This is a genomic window from Gluconacetobacter sp., from assembly GCF_047721585.1.
Taxonomy (GTDB): Bacteria; Pseudomonadota; Alphaproteobacteria; order Acetobacterales; family Acetobacteraceae; genus Gluconacetobacter; species Gluconacetobacter dulcium.
On record NZ_JBDNXE010000007.1, the window covers coordinates 1 to 17,692 of the forward strand.

General features: G+C 61.1%; 18 protein-coding genes and 2 pseudogenes. 7 read left to right on the top strand and 13 right to left on the bottom strand.

Annotated features, from left to right (window positions below):
• Positions 1-165: 165 nt before the first annotated feature.
• Together ABF821_RS02750 and ABF821_RS02755 are read right to left on the bottom strand one after the other, a co-directional pair.
• Positions 166-921 carry an anti-sigma factor family protein gene (locus ABF821_RS02750; protein ID WP_182974338.1) on the bottom strand — a complete coding sequence of 252 codons (756 nt, stop codon included), beginning with the start codon at positions 919-921 and terminating at the stop codon, positions 166-168.
• Positions 918-1,421 (bottom strand): RNA polymerase sigma factor, encoded by a 504-nt coding sequence (locus ABF821_RS02755; RefSeq protein ID WP_182974337.1) that lies wholly within the window; start codon positions 1,419-1,421, stop codon positions 918-920. The genes ABF821_RS02750 and ABF821_RS02755 overlap by 4 nt, the downstream gene beginning before the upstream one ends.
• 172 nt (positions 1,422-1,593) lie before the next feature.
• Here ABF821_RS02755 and ABF821_RS02760 point away from each other — a divergent pair, with 172 nt between their 5' ends.
• The 3 genes from ABF821_RS02760 (at position 1,594) to ABF821_RS02770 (ending at position 3,696) form a co-directional block, all read left to right on the top strand.
• On the top strand, positions 1,594-2,688 hold the full coding sequence (locus ABF821_RS02760) for a catalase family peroxidase (RefSeq protein WP_182974336.1): 1,095 nt from the start codon (positions 1,594-1,596) through the stop codon (positions 2,686-2,688).
• Positions 2,685-3,230 (top strand): cytochrome b, encoded by a 546-nt coding sequence (locus ABF821_RS02765; protein WP_182974335.1) that lies wholly within the window; start codon positions 2,685-2,687, stop codon positions 3,228-3,230. The genes ABF821_RS02760 and ABF821_RS02765 overlap by 4 nt, the downstream gene beginning before the upstream one ends.
• A 100-nt stretch (positions 3,231-3,330) precedes the next feature.
• Positions 3,331-3,696 (top strand): heterodisulfide reductase-related iron-sulfur binding cluster, encoded by a 366-nt coding sequence (locus ABF821_RS02770; RefSeq protein ID WP_182974334.1) that lies wholly within the window; start codon positions 3,331-3,333, stop codon positions 3,694-3,696.
• Between the two features lie 221 nt (positions 3,697-3,917).
• On the opposite strand, the gene ABF821_RS02775 is transcribed toward ABF821_RS02770, so the two are convergent.
• Positions 3,918-4,688, bottom strand: a complete 771-nt coding sequence (locus ABF821_RS02775; RefSeq protein ID WP_415528992.1) for an FUSC family protein — start codon at positions 4,686-4,688, stop codon at positions 3,918-3,920.
• On the opposite strand from ABF821_RS02775, the gene ABF821_RS02780 reads away from it, so the two are divergent.
• Entirely contained in the window at positions 4,593-6,092 is a 1,500-nt protein-coding gene (locus tag ABF821_RS02780) for an ISL3 family transposase (protein WP_182974332.1), read from the top strand. The two genes, ABF821_RS02775 and ABF821_RS02780, sit on opposite strands and share 96 nt — an antisense overlap.
• Before the next feature lie 54 nt (positions 6,093-6,146).
• Here the strand turns inward: ABF821_RS02780 and ABF821_RS02785 are convergent.
• From ABF821_RS02785 to ABF821_RS02825, 9 genes and pseudogenes are all read right to left on the bottom strand, one after another.
• Positions 6,147-6,335: pseudogene (locus ABF821_RS02785) on the bottom strand (FUSC family protein); the annotation flags it as partial.
• Positions 6,336-6,371: 36 nt separating this feature from the next.
• On the bottom strand, positions 6,372-7,580 hold the full coding sequence (locus ABF821_RS02790; RefSeq protein ID WP_182977195.1) for an FUSC family protein: 1,209 nt from the start codon (positions 7,578-7,580) through the stop codon (positions 6,372-6,374).
• Positions 7,581-7,746: 166 nt separating this feature from the next.
• Positions 7,747-8,550 (bottom strand): formate dehydrogenase accessory sulfurtransferase FdhD, encoded by an 804-nt coding sequence (gene fdhD, locus ABF821_RS02795; RefSeq protein WP_182974330.1) that lies wholly within the window; start codon positions 8,548-8,550, stop codon positions 7,747-7,749.
• A 57-nt stretch (positions 8,551-8,607) separates the two neighbouring features.
• The gene (locus tag ABF821_RS02800) at positions 8,608-9,033 is read right to left on the bottom strand and encodes a molybdenum cofactor biosynthesis protein MoaE (protein ID WP_182974329.1); all 426 of its coding nucleotides are present in this window, start codon (positions 9,031-9,033) and stop codon (positions 8,608-8,610) included.
• A complete protein-coding gene (locus ABF821_RS02805; protein WP_182974328.1) occupies positions 9,030-9,272 on the bottom strand; it encodes a MoaD/ThiS family protein in 243 nt (80 codons plus the stop codon). The genes ABF821_RS02800 and ABF821_RS02805 overlap by 4 nt, the downstream gene beginning before the upstream one ends.
• On the bottom strand, positions 9,260-9,886 hold the full coding sequence (locus ABF821_RS02810; protein ID WP_415528984.1) for an NTP transferase domain-containing protein: 627 nt from the start codon (positions 9,884-9,886) through the stop codon (positions 9,260-9,262). The genes ABF821_RS02805 and ABF821_RS02810 overlap by 13 nt, the downstream gene beginning before the upstream one ends.
• A 60-nt stretch (positions 9,887-9,946) precedes the next feature.
• On the bottom strand, positions 9,947-11,011 hold the full coding sequence (moaA, locus tag ABF821_RS02815) for a GTP 3',8-cyclase MoaA (RefSeq protein WP_182974326.1): 1,065 nt from the start codon (positions 11,009-11,011) through the stop codon (positions 9,947-9,949).
• Between the two features lie 97 nt (positions 11,012-11,108).
• Complete coding sequence (locus ABF821_RS02820) at positions 11,109-13,412, bottom strand: FdhF/YdeP family oxidoreductase (protein WP_182974325.1); 2,304 nt, start codon at positions 13,410-13,412, stop codon at positions 11,109-11,111.
• Positions 13,413-13,516: 104 nt separating this feature from the next.
• Positions 13,517-13,966 (bottom strand): nitrate reductase associated protein, encoded by a 450-nt coding sequence (locus ABF821_RS02825; protein WP_415528985.1) that lies wholly within the window; start codon positions 13,964-13,966, stop codon positions 13,517-13,519.
• Between the two features lie 81 nt (positions 13,967-14,047).
• On the opposite strand from ABF821_RS02825, the gene ABF821_RS02830 reads away from it, so the two are divergent.
• The gene (locus tag ABF821_RS02830) at positions 14,048-14,368 is read left to right on the top strand and encodes a hypothetical protein (RefSeq protein WP_182974323.1); all 321 of its coding nucleotides are present in this window, start codon (positions 14,048-14,050) and stop codon (positions 14,366-14,368) included.
• Between the two features lie 187 nt (positions 14,369-14,555).
• Here the strand turns inward: ABF821_RS02830 and ABF821_RS02835 are convergent.
• Positions 14,556-14,723, bottom strand: a pseudogene (locus ABF821_RS02835) (cupin); the annotation flags it as partial.
• A gap of 1,111 nt (positions 14,724-15,834) precedes the next feature.
• Here ABF821_RS02835 and ABF821_RS02840 point away from each other — a divergent pair.
• Positions 15,835-16,659 carry a formate/nitrite transporter family protein gene (locus ABF821_RS02840; RefSeq protein WP_415528986.1) on the top strand — a complete coding sequence of 275 codons (825 nt, stop codon included), beginning with the start codon at positions 15,835-15,837 and terminating at the stop codon, positions 16,657-16,659.
• A 556-nt stretch (positions 16,660-17,215) separates the two neighbouring features.
• On the top strand, positions 17,216-17,689 hold the full coding sequence (locus tag ABF821_RS02845; protein ID WP_415528993.1) for a DUF3455 domain-containing protein: 474 nt from the start codon (positions 17,216-17,218) through the stop codon (positions 17,687-17,689).
• The last annotated feature ends 3 nt before the right edge of the window (positions 17,690-17,692 follow it).

The window sequence follows — 17,692 nt, forward strand, 5'->3', positions numbered from 1 at the left end:
ATTGCGGACTGTCCGCTTAGGAGCTTGGCGAATGGGGGCTTGTATGTCCGGGATGTAGGCGACTGCCGCCGGTCTGCTATGGGCGCATGCGGGACCGGCAGCTTCGCCAAGGGAGGGGAAGGTATGCTCCCGACGAAGGTCATGGAGAAGCGGGCGCCCTGACCGTCAGCTTGTTCCCGCCATCAGATCCCGGGCGCGATCGGCGAGAATATGGAGATTACGCACAGAAGCGTCCGATATCATGCTGATTCCCAGCCCGTCCTGTGCCCAAATATAGCCCGGCATATGCCGCATCGGGCGCATGGGGGCTGTCATGTCCCGGCCGTACATGGGACGCACGAAAAGGGAAATCAGCGCGCCGTTTTCATCCTTGTAGAGAAAGACGCAGGCTGGGCCGTGATCTGTCGTGACCAGGTGGCCGCCCGTAAGGTGATAGCCTGCCGCTGAAAGGTCGGGGGGGCGCACCGGGCGGCCGAGCGTCCGGCCGCCCCAGGCTGCCAGTTGGGCGACATTTCCCTCGGCGATCGTGCTGCCCTTGCCGGCATCATGCACGATCGTCGCCTCCTGTTCGACCGAGGCGAGGCCGAGGGGCTGTTCCCGGTCGCGGAGGAACCATCCGCCGCCAAGTCCGACGGACAGCGCCAGCACGACGGACGCCGCCATCTGCGGCATGCTGAAATGCCGGCCGCCGCGTTGCTTCAGATGCGCGATATCGAAACGCGTCGGTACCGGCTGCCGCAGGTCGACGTCCATCGCGGCGCGCAGCAGGTTGCGTTCCGTCCGCCATGCCGTCACACGCCGTCGCGCATCGGGATTGACATCCAGCCATGCCTCTACGGTCCGGCGTCGTTCAGGCGAAAGATGCTCGTCGACCCAGGCCTGAAGATCGTCCTCGGTCACGGGGCGGTCGGGCGGTGTCATTTTACCCTCCTGAGCATGGGCCGTTCTTCATGATCGACGAGCCGGTGCAGGGCAGACCTGGCCCGCGACAGCCGGGACATCACGGTGCCGACGGGCACTCCCAGTATTTCCGCGACCGTTCCATATTCCAGCCCCTCGACCCCGACGAGCAGCAGCACCTGCCTGTGATCGTCGGACAGGCGTTCAAAGGCGCCGACGACCTCTTTCCATTCCAGATGCGGGATCTGGGTGGCGTCCTGCACCGGCTCGGGTGCGGTTTCGGTCAGGGGGATCAGATGCCGCAGACGGCGCCAGTGGCTGACATTGAGGCGAAAAGCGATGGTGAACAGCCAGGGCCGAAGGTCCGTCCGTCCGCGTACCTGATGCATCCGCGTCAGGGCGCGTTCCAGGCAATCCTGCACCAGGTCGTCGGCCTGATGCGGATCGCGCGTCAGCACCCGCGCATAGCGTCTCAGGGCCGGTATGGCGCGTTGCAGCCTGATGTCGTCGCCGTCGCTCAACCCTGTCCCTGCCGTATGTGATCCGTGTTGTCATGGACGAAGACGCTCATGGCACCGGTTTATTCCCTGCAAAAGGGCGGGAGGGCGAAATTTTCGCAAGATGGCCGATCCGGGGGAATAGATCCGCCCGCCCGGACGTCTTCACGACAGACGCTGTCAAAGGATCGAAACAATGGCGACGAACCCTGTCGTGCCGCCTGCTTCCGCCCTGCGCTGGCTGGGCGTGGTCGCGGCCCCCGCCGCGCTTGCGCTGGCCTTTCTGTGGGCGGGCGGGTGGTTGACGCCCGGCCGCCTGACGCAGGTCGGCATACTGGATGCCCTGCGTGAAGGCGGCGGCATGCAGCCGGGCTTTCGCCGCAACCACGCCAAGGGCGTCTGCGTGGGGGGCTGGTTCGAGGGCACCGGCAACGCCGCCGGTCTTTCCGCGGCCACCGTCCTGCAGCAGCGCCGGGTTCCGGTGGTCGGGCGTTTCGCACTGGCCGGCGGCCTGCCCTTTCAGGCCGATGCGCCGGCGAAAGTCCGCAGCATGGCGCTGCGCCTGATGCCGCCCGACGGTCGGGAATGGCGCATGGGCATCAACGACATTCCTGTCTTTCCCGTCCGGACCCCGCAGGAATTTCACGACCTGCAGCTGGCATCGCGCCCGGACCCGGCAACCGGAAAGCCCGATCCCGCACGCATGCGGGCTTTCCGTGCCGGCCATCCCTGGTTGCAGCCCGCGATGGAACAGGTCGCCCGTCGCCCTCTTGCATCGGGGTTCGCCGACGACACCTATCGCAGCCTCGACAGTTTCCTGTTCGTGGCGGCGAACGGGATGAAGACGGCCGTGCGCTGGGCCATGGTGCCCGTACGACCCGTCATGCCCGCCGACGGCCACGCGGACGATCATGATTATCTCTTCCGCCAGGTGATCGACGACATTCACGCCCATCCGCTGCAATGGCACCTGATGGTGACGGTGGCGGGCGCCGGCGATGCGATCGACGACCCCAGCCGGACATGGGCGCGGGATGACAGACAGATAGACGCGGGAACCCTGACCCTGACGACCATCGAAAGCGAGGAAGGCGGCCCCTGCACCGGCATCACCTTCGATCCTCTGGTGCTACCCGCGGGCATGGCGCCGTCCGGCGATCCGATCCTGTCGGCGCGATCGGCGGCCTATATGCGCTCGTTCTTCCTGCGTTCCGGCGAACGAGCGGCCGCTCCTGCCGTCACACCCGGCATGACGGCGACACCCGCAGGCACGAAGGATAATAAATCATGAGAAGCGCAGTGTCTTTCTCCCTTCCGTCGCGCATCCTGCATTGGCTGATGGCCGTCATGATCCTCGGCATGTTGTTCATCGGCGTATTCATGGCCGCGACCGTCGGGCCCGGCTATCACCGGCTGGTGACGCTGCATCGTCCGCTGGGGATTGCGATCCTCGTCCTTGCGATCCTGCGTCTGGGGAACCGCCTGCGCACCCCGCCGCCGCCGCTTCCGGCTGACCTGCCGCCGCTGATGAAAGCCGGCGCCAAGGCATCGCATATCCTGCTTTACGTGCTGATGATCGCCCTGCCCCTTGTAGGCTGGGGGATGCTGTCGGCCGCGGACTATCCCATTCCGCTGTGGGGGGAAGCCATGCGGCTGCCGCCGATCCTTCCGCACGATCCGGCTTTATGGGCGTGGCTCCGCTCGGCGCATACCGTACTGGCCTTCCTGCTGTTCGGCCTCGTCCTGGCGCATCTCGGCGCGGCCCTGTTTCATGGGCTGATCCGACGCGACGGCGTGTTGTCGAGCATGGTGCGACGGGGCAGCCCGGATTGATCGCACCCGCCAGGGCGCCCTGACGGCGAGGCGGCCACGGCGCATCGGCCGTGGCCGCATATGGGCGGTCAATCTGCGGCAAAGGCCACCCATCCAACCTATGAGGCACCGGGTCGCTTACCACAGCGCCCGTTCGCTGCAGCACGTCCAGCAGATCCGGCAGCAACCGAAACGGCTATTGCAGGAAGCCGGCTTCGATGTTGTAGAGCCGCTGGAAAGCCATCTCTGTTACGGTTCCGCGGGAACATATAACCTGTTGCAGCCAGAAAACGCGACCCGCCTGCGTGATAGCAAGATTGCAAATATCGAGAGTATCGGACCACATTTAATCGCGGCGGGCAATGTTGGCTGCATAATGCAGATCGCCAGCGGAACAGGCCTGCCGGTCGTTCATACGGTCGAACTCCTCGATTGGGCGACAGGCGGCCCGAGGCCAACAGCGTTGACCACGTCGCCGGCAGGATGACGTTGCAAACAGCCTCTTAAAGCCAGCGCGCGTTTCCTGTGCTTCGCGGCGGGCGACCATCAAGGCCGCTCCGCTCCGATGCTCGGAAACACACGCCGGGCGCCACCCGTTCCGGGCCGCTCTCGCTCGCCAGCCTACATTTCAGGTCAGGCTCTTACACAAATCATCTCATTGACTAAACAAGGTCGGCCGACCATCACGCCTTGCAGGTGGTCGGTTCCCTACCCCGCCATACCGAACGGCATCATCCTGGTCGGCCCGAAGAAAACATTCTGCTGCCGCAGCTCCGTCGTAACGATCATAAGGCACCCGATCAGCGCCGTCAGTTGCAGACGGTCAGGAGCACTCTGCGCCCTTCGCTCCATCTCGCGTAGCCCGCTCAGCACCTGATCCGCCGTCGCCAGCAGGGCAGCAGAAGGCACATCGCGCTTCAGCAGAATCCGAAACAGTCCGGACACCATCGTCCGTGCCTCCTCCGGCAGCGACTCATTCAGAAAAATCATGCGCACGTACAACAGGTTCCGTCCGACCGTCATGATCGAAAAGGCATGATGCAGCCAGATATCCGTCATGGAGGAATTCTCGCGGGCACCATTCGTGATCAGCACGCCCATGCCCTGCACAATCTTTCCGACCCAGGCAGGCTCATCGGACTGCCCGTCCGAACGTCCGATCCGGCGCAGACCAGAAAGGATTGTCGCCCGAAACGAAGCACTGAACGACGCCAGATTGAATGGGAGAATATGGTTCATCCGCACTTTGCGTGCAGGCTGGGATTGTACGGCGGCCGAAGATTTGGGAAAGGCTGAGGATCTACCACTGATCCGGATCCCGCGCCCTTGTCCGCCGTTCGAGCCCTTGATTTCCCTTCGTCCTTGTCCGCTGGTCGTCCGGTCATGGTGGCTGATCATTTGTGGGTGGAGACGAAATCCCGTTGTCATGGAGCAGCCTGTCCCGATTGTGGGACGGTGTCGCATCGACGTCACAGCCATTATGTTCGCAAGCTTGCTGACATGCCGGCGCATGGACGCCGTGTTTCCCTGTCGATGACGGTGCGACGTTTTCGTTGCACCGACAAAGGATGTCAGCGCCGAACCTTCGTCGAACCATTGGGGGAATTCGCGGCTCCCTACGCGCGGCAGACGTGTCGGCTGGCGGACCTCCACACCTACGTAGCCCACGCGCTGGGCGGGAGTGCAGGTGCCCGTATGGCGGCGCGCCTGTGCTGTCCCATCAGCGCCGACACGCTGATACGGCGCATCGTCAGGATGGCAGCGGTCGCCGGCCGGCCTGAAACGCCCCGCGTGCTCGGTGTCGACGACTGGGCCTGGCGGCGTGGCCGACACTATGGCACCATTCTCGTGGACCTCGAACGAAACAGGGTGGTCGATCTTCTGGCCGACCGGCAGGGGGACACTCTCGCGGCGTGGCTCCGCGATCATCCCGGTATCGAGATTGTCGCCCGTGATCGCGCAGGGGCCTATGCCGACGGCATTCGGCAGGGCGCCCCGGCCGCCATTCAGGTCGCAGATCGCTGGCATCTGATCCGCAATCTTCATGATGCGTTCCTGACCGTCGTCGACCGGCACGCCGCTCTGGCCAGGCGCATCATGGCCGATATCACGAATGAGGTCTCCCCGGTCGGACAGCCGGTCGACGCAGGAATGGTGAGCGATCCGGGCGAGGGGGCGGCCGCCATGCGGGCGAGGGGACAGACGATCAGCCGTATCGCACAGACAATTGGCGCGGAACGCAAGACCGTCCGGCGGTGGTTGCGACAGGGTCACCCCTCGACGTGGCAGCGTCGCATTTTTCGGCCCGGCATCATGACCCCCTACGCCACCTTTCTCGATCGACGCCTGAAGGAAGGATGTCACAATGCCGCCCGTCTGCATCGTGAAATCACCGCCATGGGATTCTCCGGTCGATATGGAAGCGTCCGGGACCGGGTCTTGTCGAGACGATCCACGGCAGGTGCATCTCATCCGGTGCCGATCAAACCCGTGCCCATGGGTAGAAACCTGGCTCGGATGCTCACGACCGAAACCAGCAACCGGTCAGATATGGACGTCCTGTTTATCCAGCGCCTGATGACGGCCGCGCCGGTGCTGGCGCAAGCCACGGTCTGGGTAAGAGACATGCAGGATCTCTTTACCAGAAAATCACAGGCATCCCTGGAAACCCTTCTCGAAGCGGGGGAAAGAACGCCTCTATCCCGTTTTGTAACTGGCCTGCGGCGAGACCTTTCCGCCGTTCAGGCCGCACTGCACCACCCCTGGACCACCAGTCCCGTCGAAGGGCAGATCAGCCGCCTCAAGATGATCAAGCGCACCATGTTCGGTAGGGCAGGCTTCAAACTCCTCCGCGCCCGTGTCATGCACGCAAAGTGCGGATGAACCGAGAATATACCGAAAAACGAGTACCCCAAAACCCAGTCCGCAAAGCAGGGCGAAAGCCGTGTTGAACCATTTCGCTTCGCTGATCCGAAAATGATTTTCCAGCCCCAGCATATATGGAAAGAAATTCCCGAAAGACGCCGCCATTGCCTCGGTCGCCGCATTGCGCGCAGCAAGACCACCCACAACCATCGGTAGTCCGATCGTAAAACACAGTACGGCATAGTCCGCCGTCACCGGCATCACGAAGAACACCGGCACGATCGCTGCAAGAACAGCCTACACCGCGCCCTCAGGCCACGCCGTCACCTCCCAGATCAGAACAGCGACAATAACGGCAATAAAAGACCGCGCGCCATTGGCAATGGTCGCGCGCCAATCAGCAGGCCGAACCAGACGAAAGGGCACCGGCGACTGCATCTCAGCGGGATCGGCCGCGTAACACCCAAGCATGTGAACCAGTTCCATCAGCAGGAGCGCCAACCCCTGAAGCATAATCCGATCGTCGACCGCGCTATCAGCCTCGCTCCCCGTCCCGGCAAGCCGCAACGTAGGCTGCCCAGCGGCGGAACATCGCGCATACAGCGCCTGCACCTCACCATGCAGCGTCACCGTGCGCACCGGGTCACCCAGGTCGCCCGGCATCCGTTCCAGAAGATCGACCACGGCGCGCAGGATATCCTTCGAGGCCGTCGTCACATTCCCTACCGCCGCCAGCCGACTGCGCATGCCAAGTCCACGAGACGTGAACCTGACCACTTGCCCCAGCGTTCCACGCGCATAGCGCACCACCGATTCCCCCGGCCCTGCCTCGATGGCACTGAATTCTATCCGGTCGTTCAGCGTAAATGCCAGCGAGAGAATCCGATGTAGATCGCTTTCCGGCGGAGACCGATGCAGCAGAATCGCCCGCACCGCCGCAGCCGACTGGCTGATGATCTCTTGCAGGCGTGCCCGCACCGTCTCCCGCGCTCGCCCAGCCACATTCGGCACGAACACTGCCGCAACCGCCATTTCACATACGACACCCAATAAAATGTATGTGCCTCGTGCCATCGCTAGGTCAAAAACTTGATCTGAAGCATCCACAGCGGACAGAGAAACGATAGCGCAGGTATAGGCCGTCAAGACAAAGGCGTAACTGCGGAAATTATGAACCAGCGTGCCCAGCGCTGTGCACAGCCCGATCCACCCTGCCAGCAGTGGGAAAAACAGCCACGCCTGCTGCGGCACCGCCGCAATCAGAGCAACCGCCGAGACGATCCCCGCCAGGGTGCCGACAATTCGCCAGCGTGCCTTGGAAATGCTCTCGCCGCGTGTCCCCTGGGCGACAATCCAGACCGTCATCGGTGCCCATTGCGGCTCGCCCAGTTCCATCTGGAAAGCGATTGCCAGAGCCAGGAGAGCGGCAACGGTCGTCCGCACCGAAAATCCGAGCGCCGCCAGGCGGGGCGCGACCAGCCATCTGACCGACGAGAAATCGGGCACACCGCCGAAGGAAACCGGCCGCCGTAGGGAAGATGGACATCCAGGCATTTGTTGACGTATCTGTCCGGCGAGGCGGCACACGGATTTCAACAGACTCATTTCCACCTAATATTTGTTTTATATCATAGGCTGGGCTGGATGTGCTCGATCCGTCATCATCCGGGATTCACTGCGTGATGCGCTCCCCGCCACAGAACAGGATCTGCCTGTCCCGGCGCGCGATAGCGATCAGCGTCTGGTTCATCCTCTCCGCGAGGCGGTAAGCCCGATATGTCGGCGCCGAAACGGCAGCGACAATGGCAATGCCCGCACGCAGGGTCTTGAGTGCCATTTCGAATGAATAGCGGCTGGTCAGCAGACAGACCCCGCTCTGCATGGCACCCCCATTCCTCAGGCGCGCACCGATCAGTTTGTCCAGAGCGTTATGCCGACCGACATCTTCCCGAATCATCTGGATGTGTCCATCGGCATCCGCCCATGCAGCCGCATGCGCCATGCGCGTCGCGGCGTTGAGTTCCTGCCATCTATCGAGATCATTCAATGCCTTGCACACCGCGTCCACCGTGATGGTCTGCGTCAGTGGAAGGGTACAGGCACCGACCGTCTCCACGGCAGGGACGTCGTCACTGCCGCAGAGTCCGCAACTCGTATGCCCGGTCTGAGCCCGTGGGCGGCGTTTGAGCAGGGCACTCAGGCACTCCCCGGTGAGTGTGACATCCATTGCAAGACCGTCATCCTCCTGCGTGACCACGACGGCGCGTATCTGTTCGGCGGAGCGGATAATCTCTTCCGTCAGGCAGTAGCCATACGCGAAATCTTCCAGATGATCGGACGTCATCATCATGACGCCATGCGGAAAAATCCCGTTGAAGGTCAGCTTTACGGGCACCTCGTCCGCGACGTTCAGAACAAGTTCCGTCTCCGGCTGCCCAAGAGGCGCCACCGTCAACGCATGAAACAACGCATCCATGGACATGGACTCTCTCAGGGCCTAGCTAATGCCGGTATCGGGCTGACCCGGCTACTGTTATTCACTGCGATGACAGGCGACCCAGCCGGCCTTCCCGTCGGCATAGTGCTCGTGCTTCCAGATCGGTACGCGCTTCTTGATCTCGTCGATCACATAGCGGCACGCCCTGAATGCCGCATCCCGATGCGGAGCGGCAACGCCGATCCACACCGCGATCTCGCCCACCCGCAGATAACCGCTGCGATGAGTGGCCACGACATCGGTAATGTCGAAACGCGCCAGCGCCTCGTCGAGGATCGTCTGCCCCTCGGTCACGGCCAGCGGGGCATAGGCTTCATACGTGATCCCCAGGACCGGACGGCCGTCATTGGTCTGCCGTACCCAGCCTTCAAAACTGCAGAAGCCCCCCGCTTCCGCCCGCAGCAGACAGGTGCGCAGCGCAACGCTATCGACCGGGCCGTCCGCCATCAGAAAACGAGTCATCCGCCGGTGACCGGTGGAATGAACACCACCAGGTCTCCTTCACTCAGTTCCTGGTCCCATGGACGAAACGCGGCATTCACGGCAACACGCATCCGGCCGGGCGGCAGTACGAACCCATATTGCGCGCGCAACTCGTCATAGAGCGCGGCCGCCGTCAGGGCGGCCGTATCCCGTGTCTCGGTGCGCTGACCCGTCGCTTCGGAAAGTTGCGCGAAATATTCTAATTCTATCCGCGGCATTTATGCTCCTGCCGTTCTCCATCCCGAGCGCCTGCAAGGCTCGCCATGGCGCGCGTGCGGTCCGCCGGGGTATTGATGTTGTCCAGCGCGCCGGATGTAAGGGGCGGCAGGATCTTCGTCCCCTCTCCCGCCAGTATCCTGCGCATGCTCCCTTTGCCCTCTGATACCTCCCTGCACAGTGTTTCCAGCGCCTCCGGTTCCCAGATCGCGCAAAGCGGCTCCGGTTCGCCGTCATGCTCACTGCGGAAGGCGACGGCCGAGCAATCATCTCCGCGCGCCTGGATCAGGGCATCGAGCGTGAGGCCGTCCAGCAACGGCAGGTCGCAGGCAAGGATCAGCCATGCCGCGTGTGGACAGGCGGCATGGGCAGCCAGCAAGCCGGCAGCGGGCCCGATCGCGGCATGCGTATCGACGATACAGGGCCATGCACGGCGAAGAGGGTCATCCATCTGCTCGGCACGTATGGATACGAAACACCGCGTCGCACGCAGGGCGAGGAGAGCGAAGGCGCGGATGAGTTGAGGATGCCCGTCATAGGACAACGCCGCCTTGTCCTGCCCCATGCGGCGGCTTGCCCCCCCGGCGAGCACCAGACCGTAAAGCGGGACTGTCACGGCACGTCCACCATGCCGTTGTCGCCAAGCTTGAGCAGTGCATCTCCGTCTCCGGTCATGTCATCCCCCGATATAATGCATTTCGATTTTCCCGGCCTTCGGCCCGTTTCCGGTCTCAGCGAGAGGCGCGGGCCGGTCACCCTCCCCGCGTTGCTCACTGTATCGGTCGGTTCTCTGATGCCAGATCCGGGTGAGCGCCTGGCGGAGTGCCGCGTCGTTGTCTCCGGGATCGCCATCACGCAGGATCGTCCGCAGATCCGTGCCCTTCGTCGCAAAAAGGCAGGTGAAAAGCTGCCCTTCCGAAGAAAGCCGCGCCCGCGAACACGCCCCGCAGAACGGGGCGCTGACCGAGGAAATAAACCCGATCTCGCCGGCACCGTCCCTATAGCGCCAGCGCCGGGCCACTTCGCCGCGATAATGTGGAGAGAGCGGCTCCAGCGGCCAAAGGGCGTCGATCTGCTCCAGCAGGGTGCGTGAGGTCACGACATCGGCGTGTGCCCACCCGTTGCGGTTCCCCACGTCCATATATTCGATCAAACGCACGACGACCCCGGTATGACGAAAATATGCGAGCAGTTCAGGGACGCCCGCTGCATTCACGCCGTTCTGCACGACGGTATTAACCTTGATACCGCCAGGAAATCCAGCCCCCCGGGCGGTTTCAATACCGCCCAGCACCGCATCCAGATCGGGGCGTCCGCCGCTCATCCGCGCAAAAACGGTCGGATCGATACTGTCGAGACTGACCGTAACCCGGCTCAGTCCCGCCGCGCGCAACATAGGGGCATGACGTTCCAGCAGCACGCCATTCGTGGTGAGGGCGACATCCTCGATACCCGGAATGCCGGCCAGACGGGCCACCAGTTCCGCCAGGCCGGGCCGCAGAAGCGGCTCGCCGCCCGTCAGGCGCAGCTTGGTTACGCCCAGCGCGGACGCCGCTCGCGCCACGCGTTCGATCTCGTTGAAATCAAGCCGTTCCCGTGGCGCCAGAAAGTGAAAGCCTTCGTGATAGGTCGATTCCGGCATACAGTACGGGCAGCGGAAATTGCACCGGTCCATCACCGAAATGCGCAGATCACGCAGCGGGCGGCCGAGCCGGTCCAAAAGAGGCGTGGTGCCATTCATGACTTCTGTTCCGCCTGCTCCGCTAACTTTCTAACCGGCGGTCGGAACGGTGTCCCGACATGTCGTCGGGAAGACCCGTCCCCTCTGCCGGACGCTGTTATCCGGCGAACCGCATCGGTACCGCCGATGCCACGCTGGGCACGATCTTGACCGGAATCGACTTCGCGGCCGGAGTGCCGCTGACCTCGTCGAAATAGTCGAGCGGCAGCAGCGGATTGAGTTCCGGATAATACCCGGCAATCGCACCGCGCGGCATCGGATAGTCGATGACCGTGAGACCATCGACATAGCGGCGATACCCGTCGTCGCTATAGGTCTCAAGCCCGATCACCGCGCCGTTCTCAAGCGCCCGGTCCTTCATGTCGTCCCGGTTCATGAAGATTACGAGGCGGTTATTATAGACGCCGCGATAACGGTCGTTGTTGCTGTAGATCGTCGTGTTGTACTGGTCGTGCGAGCGGATCGTCGCGAGACGCAGCATGGCCGTGTCTTCCACCGGCGTGTTCACTTCCAGGCCCGGCAGCAGCAGGAAATTGGCCTTGCCGTTCGGTGTCCTCCAGACTCGGCGGCGCGGCGGGATGTCGAGGTGAAACCCTTTCGGGTCCTTGATCCGCTCCGAGAAGTCCGCGTAGATGCCCGGATAGACCTCGGCGATCTTGTCGCGGATCAGGCCGTAATCCTGCATGTAAAGGTCCCAGGGCGTCTTCGAGTCCGGCAGCGTCGCCATCGCCATGCGGCAGACAATTTCCGTTTCCGGCAGAACATCCTGCGTCACCGGCTCGAACACGCCCCGAGACGCCGTCACATTTGACATGGCATCCTCGATAGTCACGAACTGCTCGCCAGCCGCTGTGCGGATGATCTCCGAGCGTGCCACCACCGGCAGGATGAGCGCATCCTTGCCATGGATCAGATGGCCGCGATTCAGCTTCGTTGCGATCCCGACGGTCAGGTTGAGCTTCGCCATCGCGGCATAGGACCGCTCGGTATCCGGAACCGCGCGGGCAAAGTTGCCGCCCATCCCGATAAAGATTTTCGCCGTACCTGCTTCCATGGCCTCAAGCGCCTCGACCACATGGTGGCCGTGCTCACGCGGCGGCTCGAACCCGAACACATCGCGAACGCGATCGAGATAATCCGGTGTCGGTTTCTCGTCGATCCCGACCGTACGGTCGCCCTGCACGTTGGAATGGCCCCGGATCGGCGCGACGCCCGCACCAGGCTTGCCAAAATTACCACGCAGCATGAGCAGGTTGGCAATCTGCTGCACCAGGCGCGATCCCTCCTGATGCTGCGTTATCCCCATGCCATAGCAGATGACCGTCGCCCTGGATTTCTGATAGATCCCCGCGATCCGCCGGATCTGCTCTTCCGACACGCCGGAGATCCGCGTGATGTCCGCCCAGGAATAGCGCATCACATCGGCGCGCAGGGCGTCGAGGCCGGCCGTATGCTGATTGATGAACTCCATGTCCAGGGCCGCCTCACCGGCATCCTCGGCTTCGAACAGGACCCGCATCATGCCCTTGAAGATGGCAAGATCGCCACCGATCCGCACATGCACGAATTCGCTGGAAATCGGCGTCGACCCGAAGGTCGCCATCTGGAGTACATCCTGCGGCTCGGTGAAGCGGATCAGCGCGCGCTCGGGCATCGGATTGATCAGCACTATCGGCACCCCGCGCTTCCGCGCGTCGACCAGGTTGGTCATCATGCGCGGCGAATTGGTGCCCGTATTCTGCCCGATGACGAAGATCGCTTCGGCATGTTCGAAGTCGGCCAGGACGATCGTGCCCTTGCCGATGCCGATGGCCGGCATCAGGCCTCGGCTGGTCGGCTCATGGCACATGTTCGAACAATCCGGGAAATTGTTGGTGCCGAATTCCCGGATGAAAATCGAATACAGGAACGCCGTCTCGTTGGCGGTGCGCCCGGAGGTGTAGAATTCCGCCTGGTGCGGGCTGTCGAGCGCCTGAAGATGCTGCCCGATCAGCGCGAACGCATCCTCCCATGCGACCGGCACGTATCTGTCGGTCTTCGGGTCATAGCGCATCGGCTCCGTCAGGCGCCCCTGCATTTCTAGCCAGTAGTCGCTGCGCTCCATCAACTCCGTGACGGTGTATTTTTCAAAAAGCTCCCGCGTCACCCGCGCCTTGGTCGCCTCGTGGGCCAGCGCCTTGGCGCCGTTCTCGCAGAATTCCAGCTTCTTGTGGTGGTCCGCGTCTGGAAAGGCGCAACTCGGGCATTTGAAGCCGCCCGGCTGGTTCATCGACAGCAGGCCACGCGAGCCCTTGACGAGCACGCTCTGCTCCATGAGCACCTTTGCAGTCGCCCCGGCCGCGCCCCAGCCGCCCGCAGGGTGATGGTAGGGCTTGAACTCGGCTTCTTTTTCTTTGCTCATGGTCTTACCCCCGTCGGCCGCGGCCGGGTTGCGGAGTTATCGCCGGCGCCGGAGCGCACGGCCGGTCATTCCCTTCGGTTAAGTCAGCCGAAGGCCGCCGTCCATTAAAGGATTCCAAATTCCTTCATCGCCGGTAAAAAATTCTCGTTCTCATGCCTCGATCGCGCAAGTTTGACAAGCGCAAAGCGCTGCAAAGCCGTCAGCTCTGCCCATTGCTGCTGGGTTGGCGGCGGCACACCGTCGGCCGCCGCCTGCACCTTGACAGGCTCGGGCATCCAGCGCGCGTCCTGCCAATCTTCCAGATTCTTCGCCGCCAGCCAGACTGGCGGCTCATCACTGCGCAAATCAATAAGGCGCAGGACAAGCGCACGATACGCGGCCTGTTCATCGGAGCTTTCACAGACAAGGTCGGTGAGCCCGCCCCGCTCCTCCCGGGTGAAACGGCTCCATTGCCGCAGGCTGACCTTGATTCCGACGATGTCGAGCTTCTGCCGCACAATCATCGGGATACAGCGGAGCGAACCGGCAAAATCACTTTCAAAATCGAAAATCATCGTAGCAGATCCCGAACTCACCCTATTGATTTAACGTCGCGGTACCATGTTCCCGCCACAGACGGCACCATCGAACCTTCCATGAACCTCATCCTTCTCATGACCGCCTTGATATGGCCCTCGGAAGAATTATTGCATATAGACTGGCGCGGCTCGCGTTTTCTCGTCTTCAACCCGCGCAAGCTCTCGAACCTGAAGATAGCGCGCTTGATCGTCGATGAAGACGCAGTGACAAACGCGCGTGTCATAGAACACATAAGCCGCAGACCCGTTCACCATGACCATCTGCAAGATATTCCGCTCGACATGCGCAGCCCAAGGCTGCGCCCGCAAATCCCGGACCGAGATACGTTTGAAATAAGCCTCGGTCAGATGCTGATCGTAGGCACGATCAACGTCTGATGGCCACGTACATTCTGTCAAAAACAGGACCGTGCAGATGCTCCAGAAAATCTTCATATCCGTTTTGACTCTCGCGCCGACAAAACCGGTCATGGCATCGCAATTGCCATGACCATGACCCGCGCTCTTCCCGTTGATGGCAAGAGACGCGCCGATGGATAGGACGTCCTTCTGCCAGCCTCGGCCGTCAAGCGAATCTGATATCCAGTGTGCGCAGATATGTCTGCAATCCCGCACCCTGTATCGGGATCAGGCGCGCCTCGGCACCCGATTCATTGAAATGAGCATGCCAGTAGCCCGGCGGCGTCACGAACGCGCAACCCGCTTCCCACTCGATCCGCCCTTCGGCATCTAGCCATCGTGTCCTCCATTTTATTTTTGCGTCGTCCTCCATCGAAATCGACGACGTGATCCGGAAGCTGGCCGATCCGTAATGACCCTGTCCAATCGCTATTGCTGATCACGTGATAAGCACCGGTTATGAAGGCGGATTTCCCCACCACATGCCCAAGCTCCGCCTCGCCCTACATTGCGACGCATTTTATGGGACCATGGGAAAGATTCTTTTTTAACCGGTGGATTGAAGGCATTCTTCTGTAGATAAAGGCCGTCATTTTTTTGGAGGAGCCTCGTTCCGGAAACCGACGGGATCGCAGCGAGCTCTACGAACTTGACCCTGAATACCACACATTTCACAGATACTTGCTTATTCCCGTGTCCCGTGCAGGGCCGCCATCGGCACAGCAGCCTCCATCCAGGGCGAACCAGCCCCAAAGCACCAGAAAATGTCGTTCAGCGTACGCCGATCATCGATGCCGAGAGTAACATGCAGCTTATTGAGCAGCAGTGGTGACAGGAAGGACCATTCGCAGTTGGCGAATTCGTCGCGGCAGACCATACCAAGGTATGATGGAGGCGAAATCGCGCCTGAACTATATGACCCCATAGAATAGACCCAACGAACCTATTCGGGGAAACAAGGACATGATTGTTTTAATCAGAAATACAGTCTGCGTATTACTTCTCGCTCTACAGTGCGGATGCGCGACGGACAGTGGAGGCAATGCTTTTTCTGCGTCGCCCCCTCAAGTCGGAGATTTCTCCGTCGCGCCAAATGGCACACCCATAATATAATGACTCCTGCCTCATCTCCTTCATCACGAAACTGATCGATTGTCGCGTTGGCTCCGGACTGATGCCGGGGTTGGCGCTATTGCACCGAGGGTGCGGAGCCTGTTGCACAGCGATATAGTCGCCCAAGAGCCCAATCGATAGGTCACATTGCCATCGAAGGCGGTCTTGTCTCGAATCTGAACGGCGAACCGATCACCACCGATACCAAGCGCCTCCGTGCCCGGACCGTCCTGAAGACGACGTATCCTTAAGTATAATATCGACCATGACACCGAGCTGCTATAATCCCTCAAGCAGTTGGCCCCAGAAGCCTCTCAAAGAAGGCATACCCCATGGCTGATTACGTTAAACCTTCTGTTATCCTCGATAACATGATCGAAGCCGCTGCGCTCAAGGCGGAACTGCCCACGAAGGATTTGCTGATCCGAGCAATGCTTGCTGGCGCATATCTTGCCTTTGTGACCACCCTCGCCTTCCTGGTCGCGGCGCAGACCGGGCAGTTCGTTGTAGGAGCCGTCCTCTTTCCTGCTGGATTCGTGCTGATCATACTTCTGGGAATGGAACTCCTGACGGGAAATTTTGGCATAATGCCACTGGCTGCTTTTGCGGGACGTATTGGTGCCCGCGCAGTGTGTCGCAACTGGATTCTGGTCTTCATCGGTAACCTCCTCGGCAGCCTGGTCTACGCTGCGATGTTCTGGATCGCGCTCACCGATTGTGGCCATGTTGCAGGCGGACCACTGGGGGACAAACTCCGTGCGCTTGCCGTCACCAAGACGACTACATACGAGGCCTTCGGCCTTGCAGGAATGGTGACGGTGTTCGTAAAGGCCATCTTATGCAATTGGATGGTCAGCCTCGGTTCGGTCGTCGGCTTGGCCTCCACCTCAACGATCGGCAAGATAGCCGCTTCCTGGCTGCCGATCATGATTTTCGTGGCGCAAGGATATGAGCACAGCGTCGTAAACATGTTTGCCATTCCGACGGGAATGATGCTCGGTGCCCCCGTGAGTTTCACAGATTGGTGGCTTTGGAACGAGATCCCGGTGACACTGGGGAATCTTGTGGGTGGTATCGTTTTCACCGGAGGCGCACTTTATGCAACTTACCGTACCACTCCGATTTCCAATCAGGATCCGGCCTCCCGTCCCGTGTGACGCTCGTGAACTGAGCGCAGGCCATGAACGATACCGATTGACCTTCGTGAGATTGGTTCAGATTTGGCATCTACTTTTACGATATGCTTCCAGTGAGGCGGCCCTCTGCGCGGTAAACTGAGCCATCGTCCTGACGACCGATTCAGAAGCGTAAAATCGACGCATCCCAACCTCCGCTTCACCAACCCGGCAAAATACAAGGATGCTATCTGAAATGCCTTCTTCTGGCGCTCAGATGTGCGAAAATACACCCCGGCGGTCCCGCAACGTGGCGCCCTCTTTCGGCAGGCGGGCTTTTTAGACACCTGTAAACCGATTCCATTTCTCATTCGATTTCCAGAGCGGTCATCCCAGCGCATAGGCTGCGCCCCTCATGCCAAGGTATAGCTGGCTTTGTGCGCGGTGCTGGATCAAATGAGAGCCCGAACATCGTTCACGTGGCCACTCAACTCCCTGTCTGCGAGGAAATCATAGAATGTGTAAGGGCCAACGGAATTTTTTGTCTCTTCGTGAGCGCACATACCAAGCGAGGAACAGAAAACACGTCTTGCTTTCCATGACGGGCATTATTATCGCCATTACCTCGATGGCTGGCGTGAGCGCTACGTTTGGGCAAGAGGCTGATCATGCTCCGGGCAAGCCACTTTTGGAAGTGCGCGCCGTCGGCGCCCAGATTTATCAGTGCAAGGAGACAGATTCGGATGGCCTGAAGTGGATGTTAAGAGAGCCTATCGCGACTCTTGTCGATGGAGGACGGACAATAGGCACCCACAGCCGAGGGCCAACCTGGAAAATCGAAGATGGAAGTAGCGTCGAAGGTCGCGTTCTCAGCGCGTCGACAGGACATTCCACCGGGAATATACCGGAGTCACATCTAGCCATCACACGAAACAACGGTCGCGGTCGTCTGGCCAAGGCGACCATGATCGAACGCATCAATACAAATGGCGGAATGCCGCCGAGTTCATGCTCGGTCGCAGGCGCCCTTTTGGCGGTACCTTACACTGCAACGTATATTTTTCGTCAGTGACGT

Excerpts from the sequence above, each read along its gene's own strand:
- ABF821_RS02760 (WP_182974336.1), top strand. The coding sequence starts at position 1,594 with ATGGCGACGAACCCTGTCGTGCCGCCTGCTTCCGCCCTGCGCTGGCTG.
- ABF821_RS02840 (WP_415528986.1), top strand. The coding sequence starts at position 15,835 with ATGGCTGATTACGTTAAACCTTCTGTTATCCTCGATAACATGATCGAA.
- ABF821_RS02750 (WP_182974338.1), bottom strand. The coding sequence starts at position 921 with ATGACACCGCCCGACCGCCCCGTGACCGAGGACGATCTTCAGGCCTGG.
- ABF821_RS02775 (WP_415528992.1), bottom strand. The coding sequence starts at position 4,688 with ATGGCTGTGACGTCGATGCGACACCGTCCCACAATCGGGACAGGCTGC.
- ABF821_RS02825 (WP_415528985.1), bottom strand. The coding sequence starts at position 13,966 with ATGATTTTCGATTTTGAAAGTGATTTTGCCGGTTCGCTCCGCTGTATC.
- fdhD (WP_182974330.1), bottom strand. The coding sequence starts at position 8,550 with ATGGATGCGTTGTTTCATGCGTTGACGGTGGCGCCTCTTGGGCAGCCG.
- ABF821_RS02845 (WP_415528993.1), top strand. The coding sequence starts at position 17,216 with ATGACGGGCATTATTATCGCCATTACCTCGATGGCTGGCGTGAGCGCT.
- ABF821_RS02830 (WP_182974323.1), top strand. The coding sequence starts at position 14,048 with ATGAACCTCATCCTTCTCATGACCGCCTTGATATGGCCCTCGGAAGAA.
- ABF821_RS02765 (WP_182974335.1), top strand. The coding sequence starts at position 2,685 with ATGAGAAGCGCAGTGTCTTTCTCCCTTCCGTCGCGCATCCTGCATTGG.
- ABF821_RS02805 (WP_182974328.1), bottom strand. The coding sequence starts at position 9,272 with ATGCCGCGGATAGAATTAGAATATTTCGCGCAACTTTCCGAAGCGACG.
- ABF821_RS02770 (WP_182974334.1), top strand. The coding sequence starts at position 3,331 with ATGAGGCACCGGGTCGCTTACCACAGCGCCCGTTCGCTGCAGCACGTC.
- ABF821_RS02820 (WP_182974325.1), bottom strand. The coding sequence starts at position 13,412 with ATGAGCAAAGAAAAAGAAGCCGAGTTCAAGCCCTACCATCACCCTGCG.
- ABF821_RS02800 (WP_182974329.1), bottom strand. The coding sequence starts at position 9,033 with ATGACTCGTTTTCTGATGGCGGACGGCCCGGTCGATAGCGTTGCGCTG.
- ABF821_RS02780 (WP_182974332.1), top strand. The coding sequence starts at position 4,593 with ATGGTGGCTGATCATTTGTGGGTGGAGACGAAATCCCGTTGTCATGGA.
- moaA (WP_182974326.1), bottom strand. The coding sequence starts at position 11,011 with ATGAATGGCACCACGCCTCTTTTGGACCGGCTCGGCCGCCCGCTGCGT.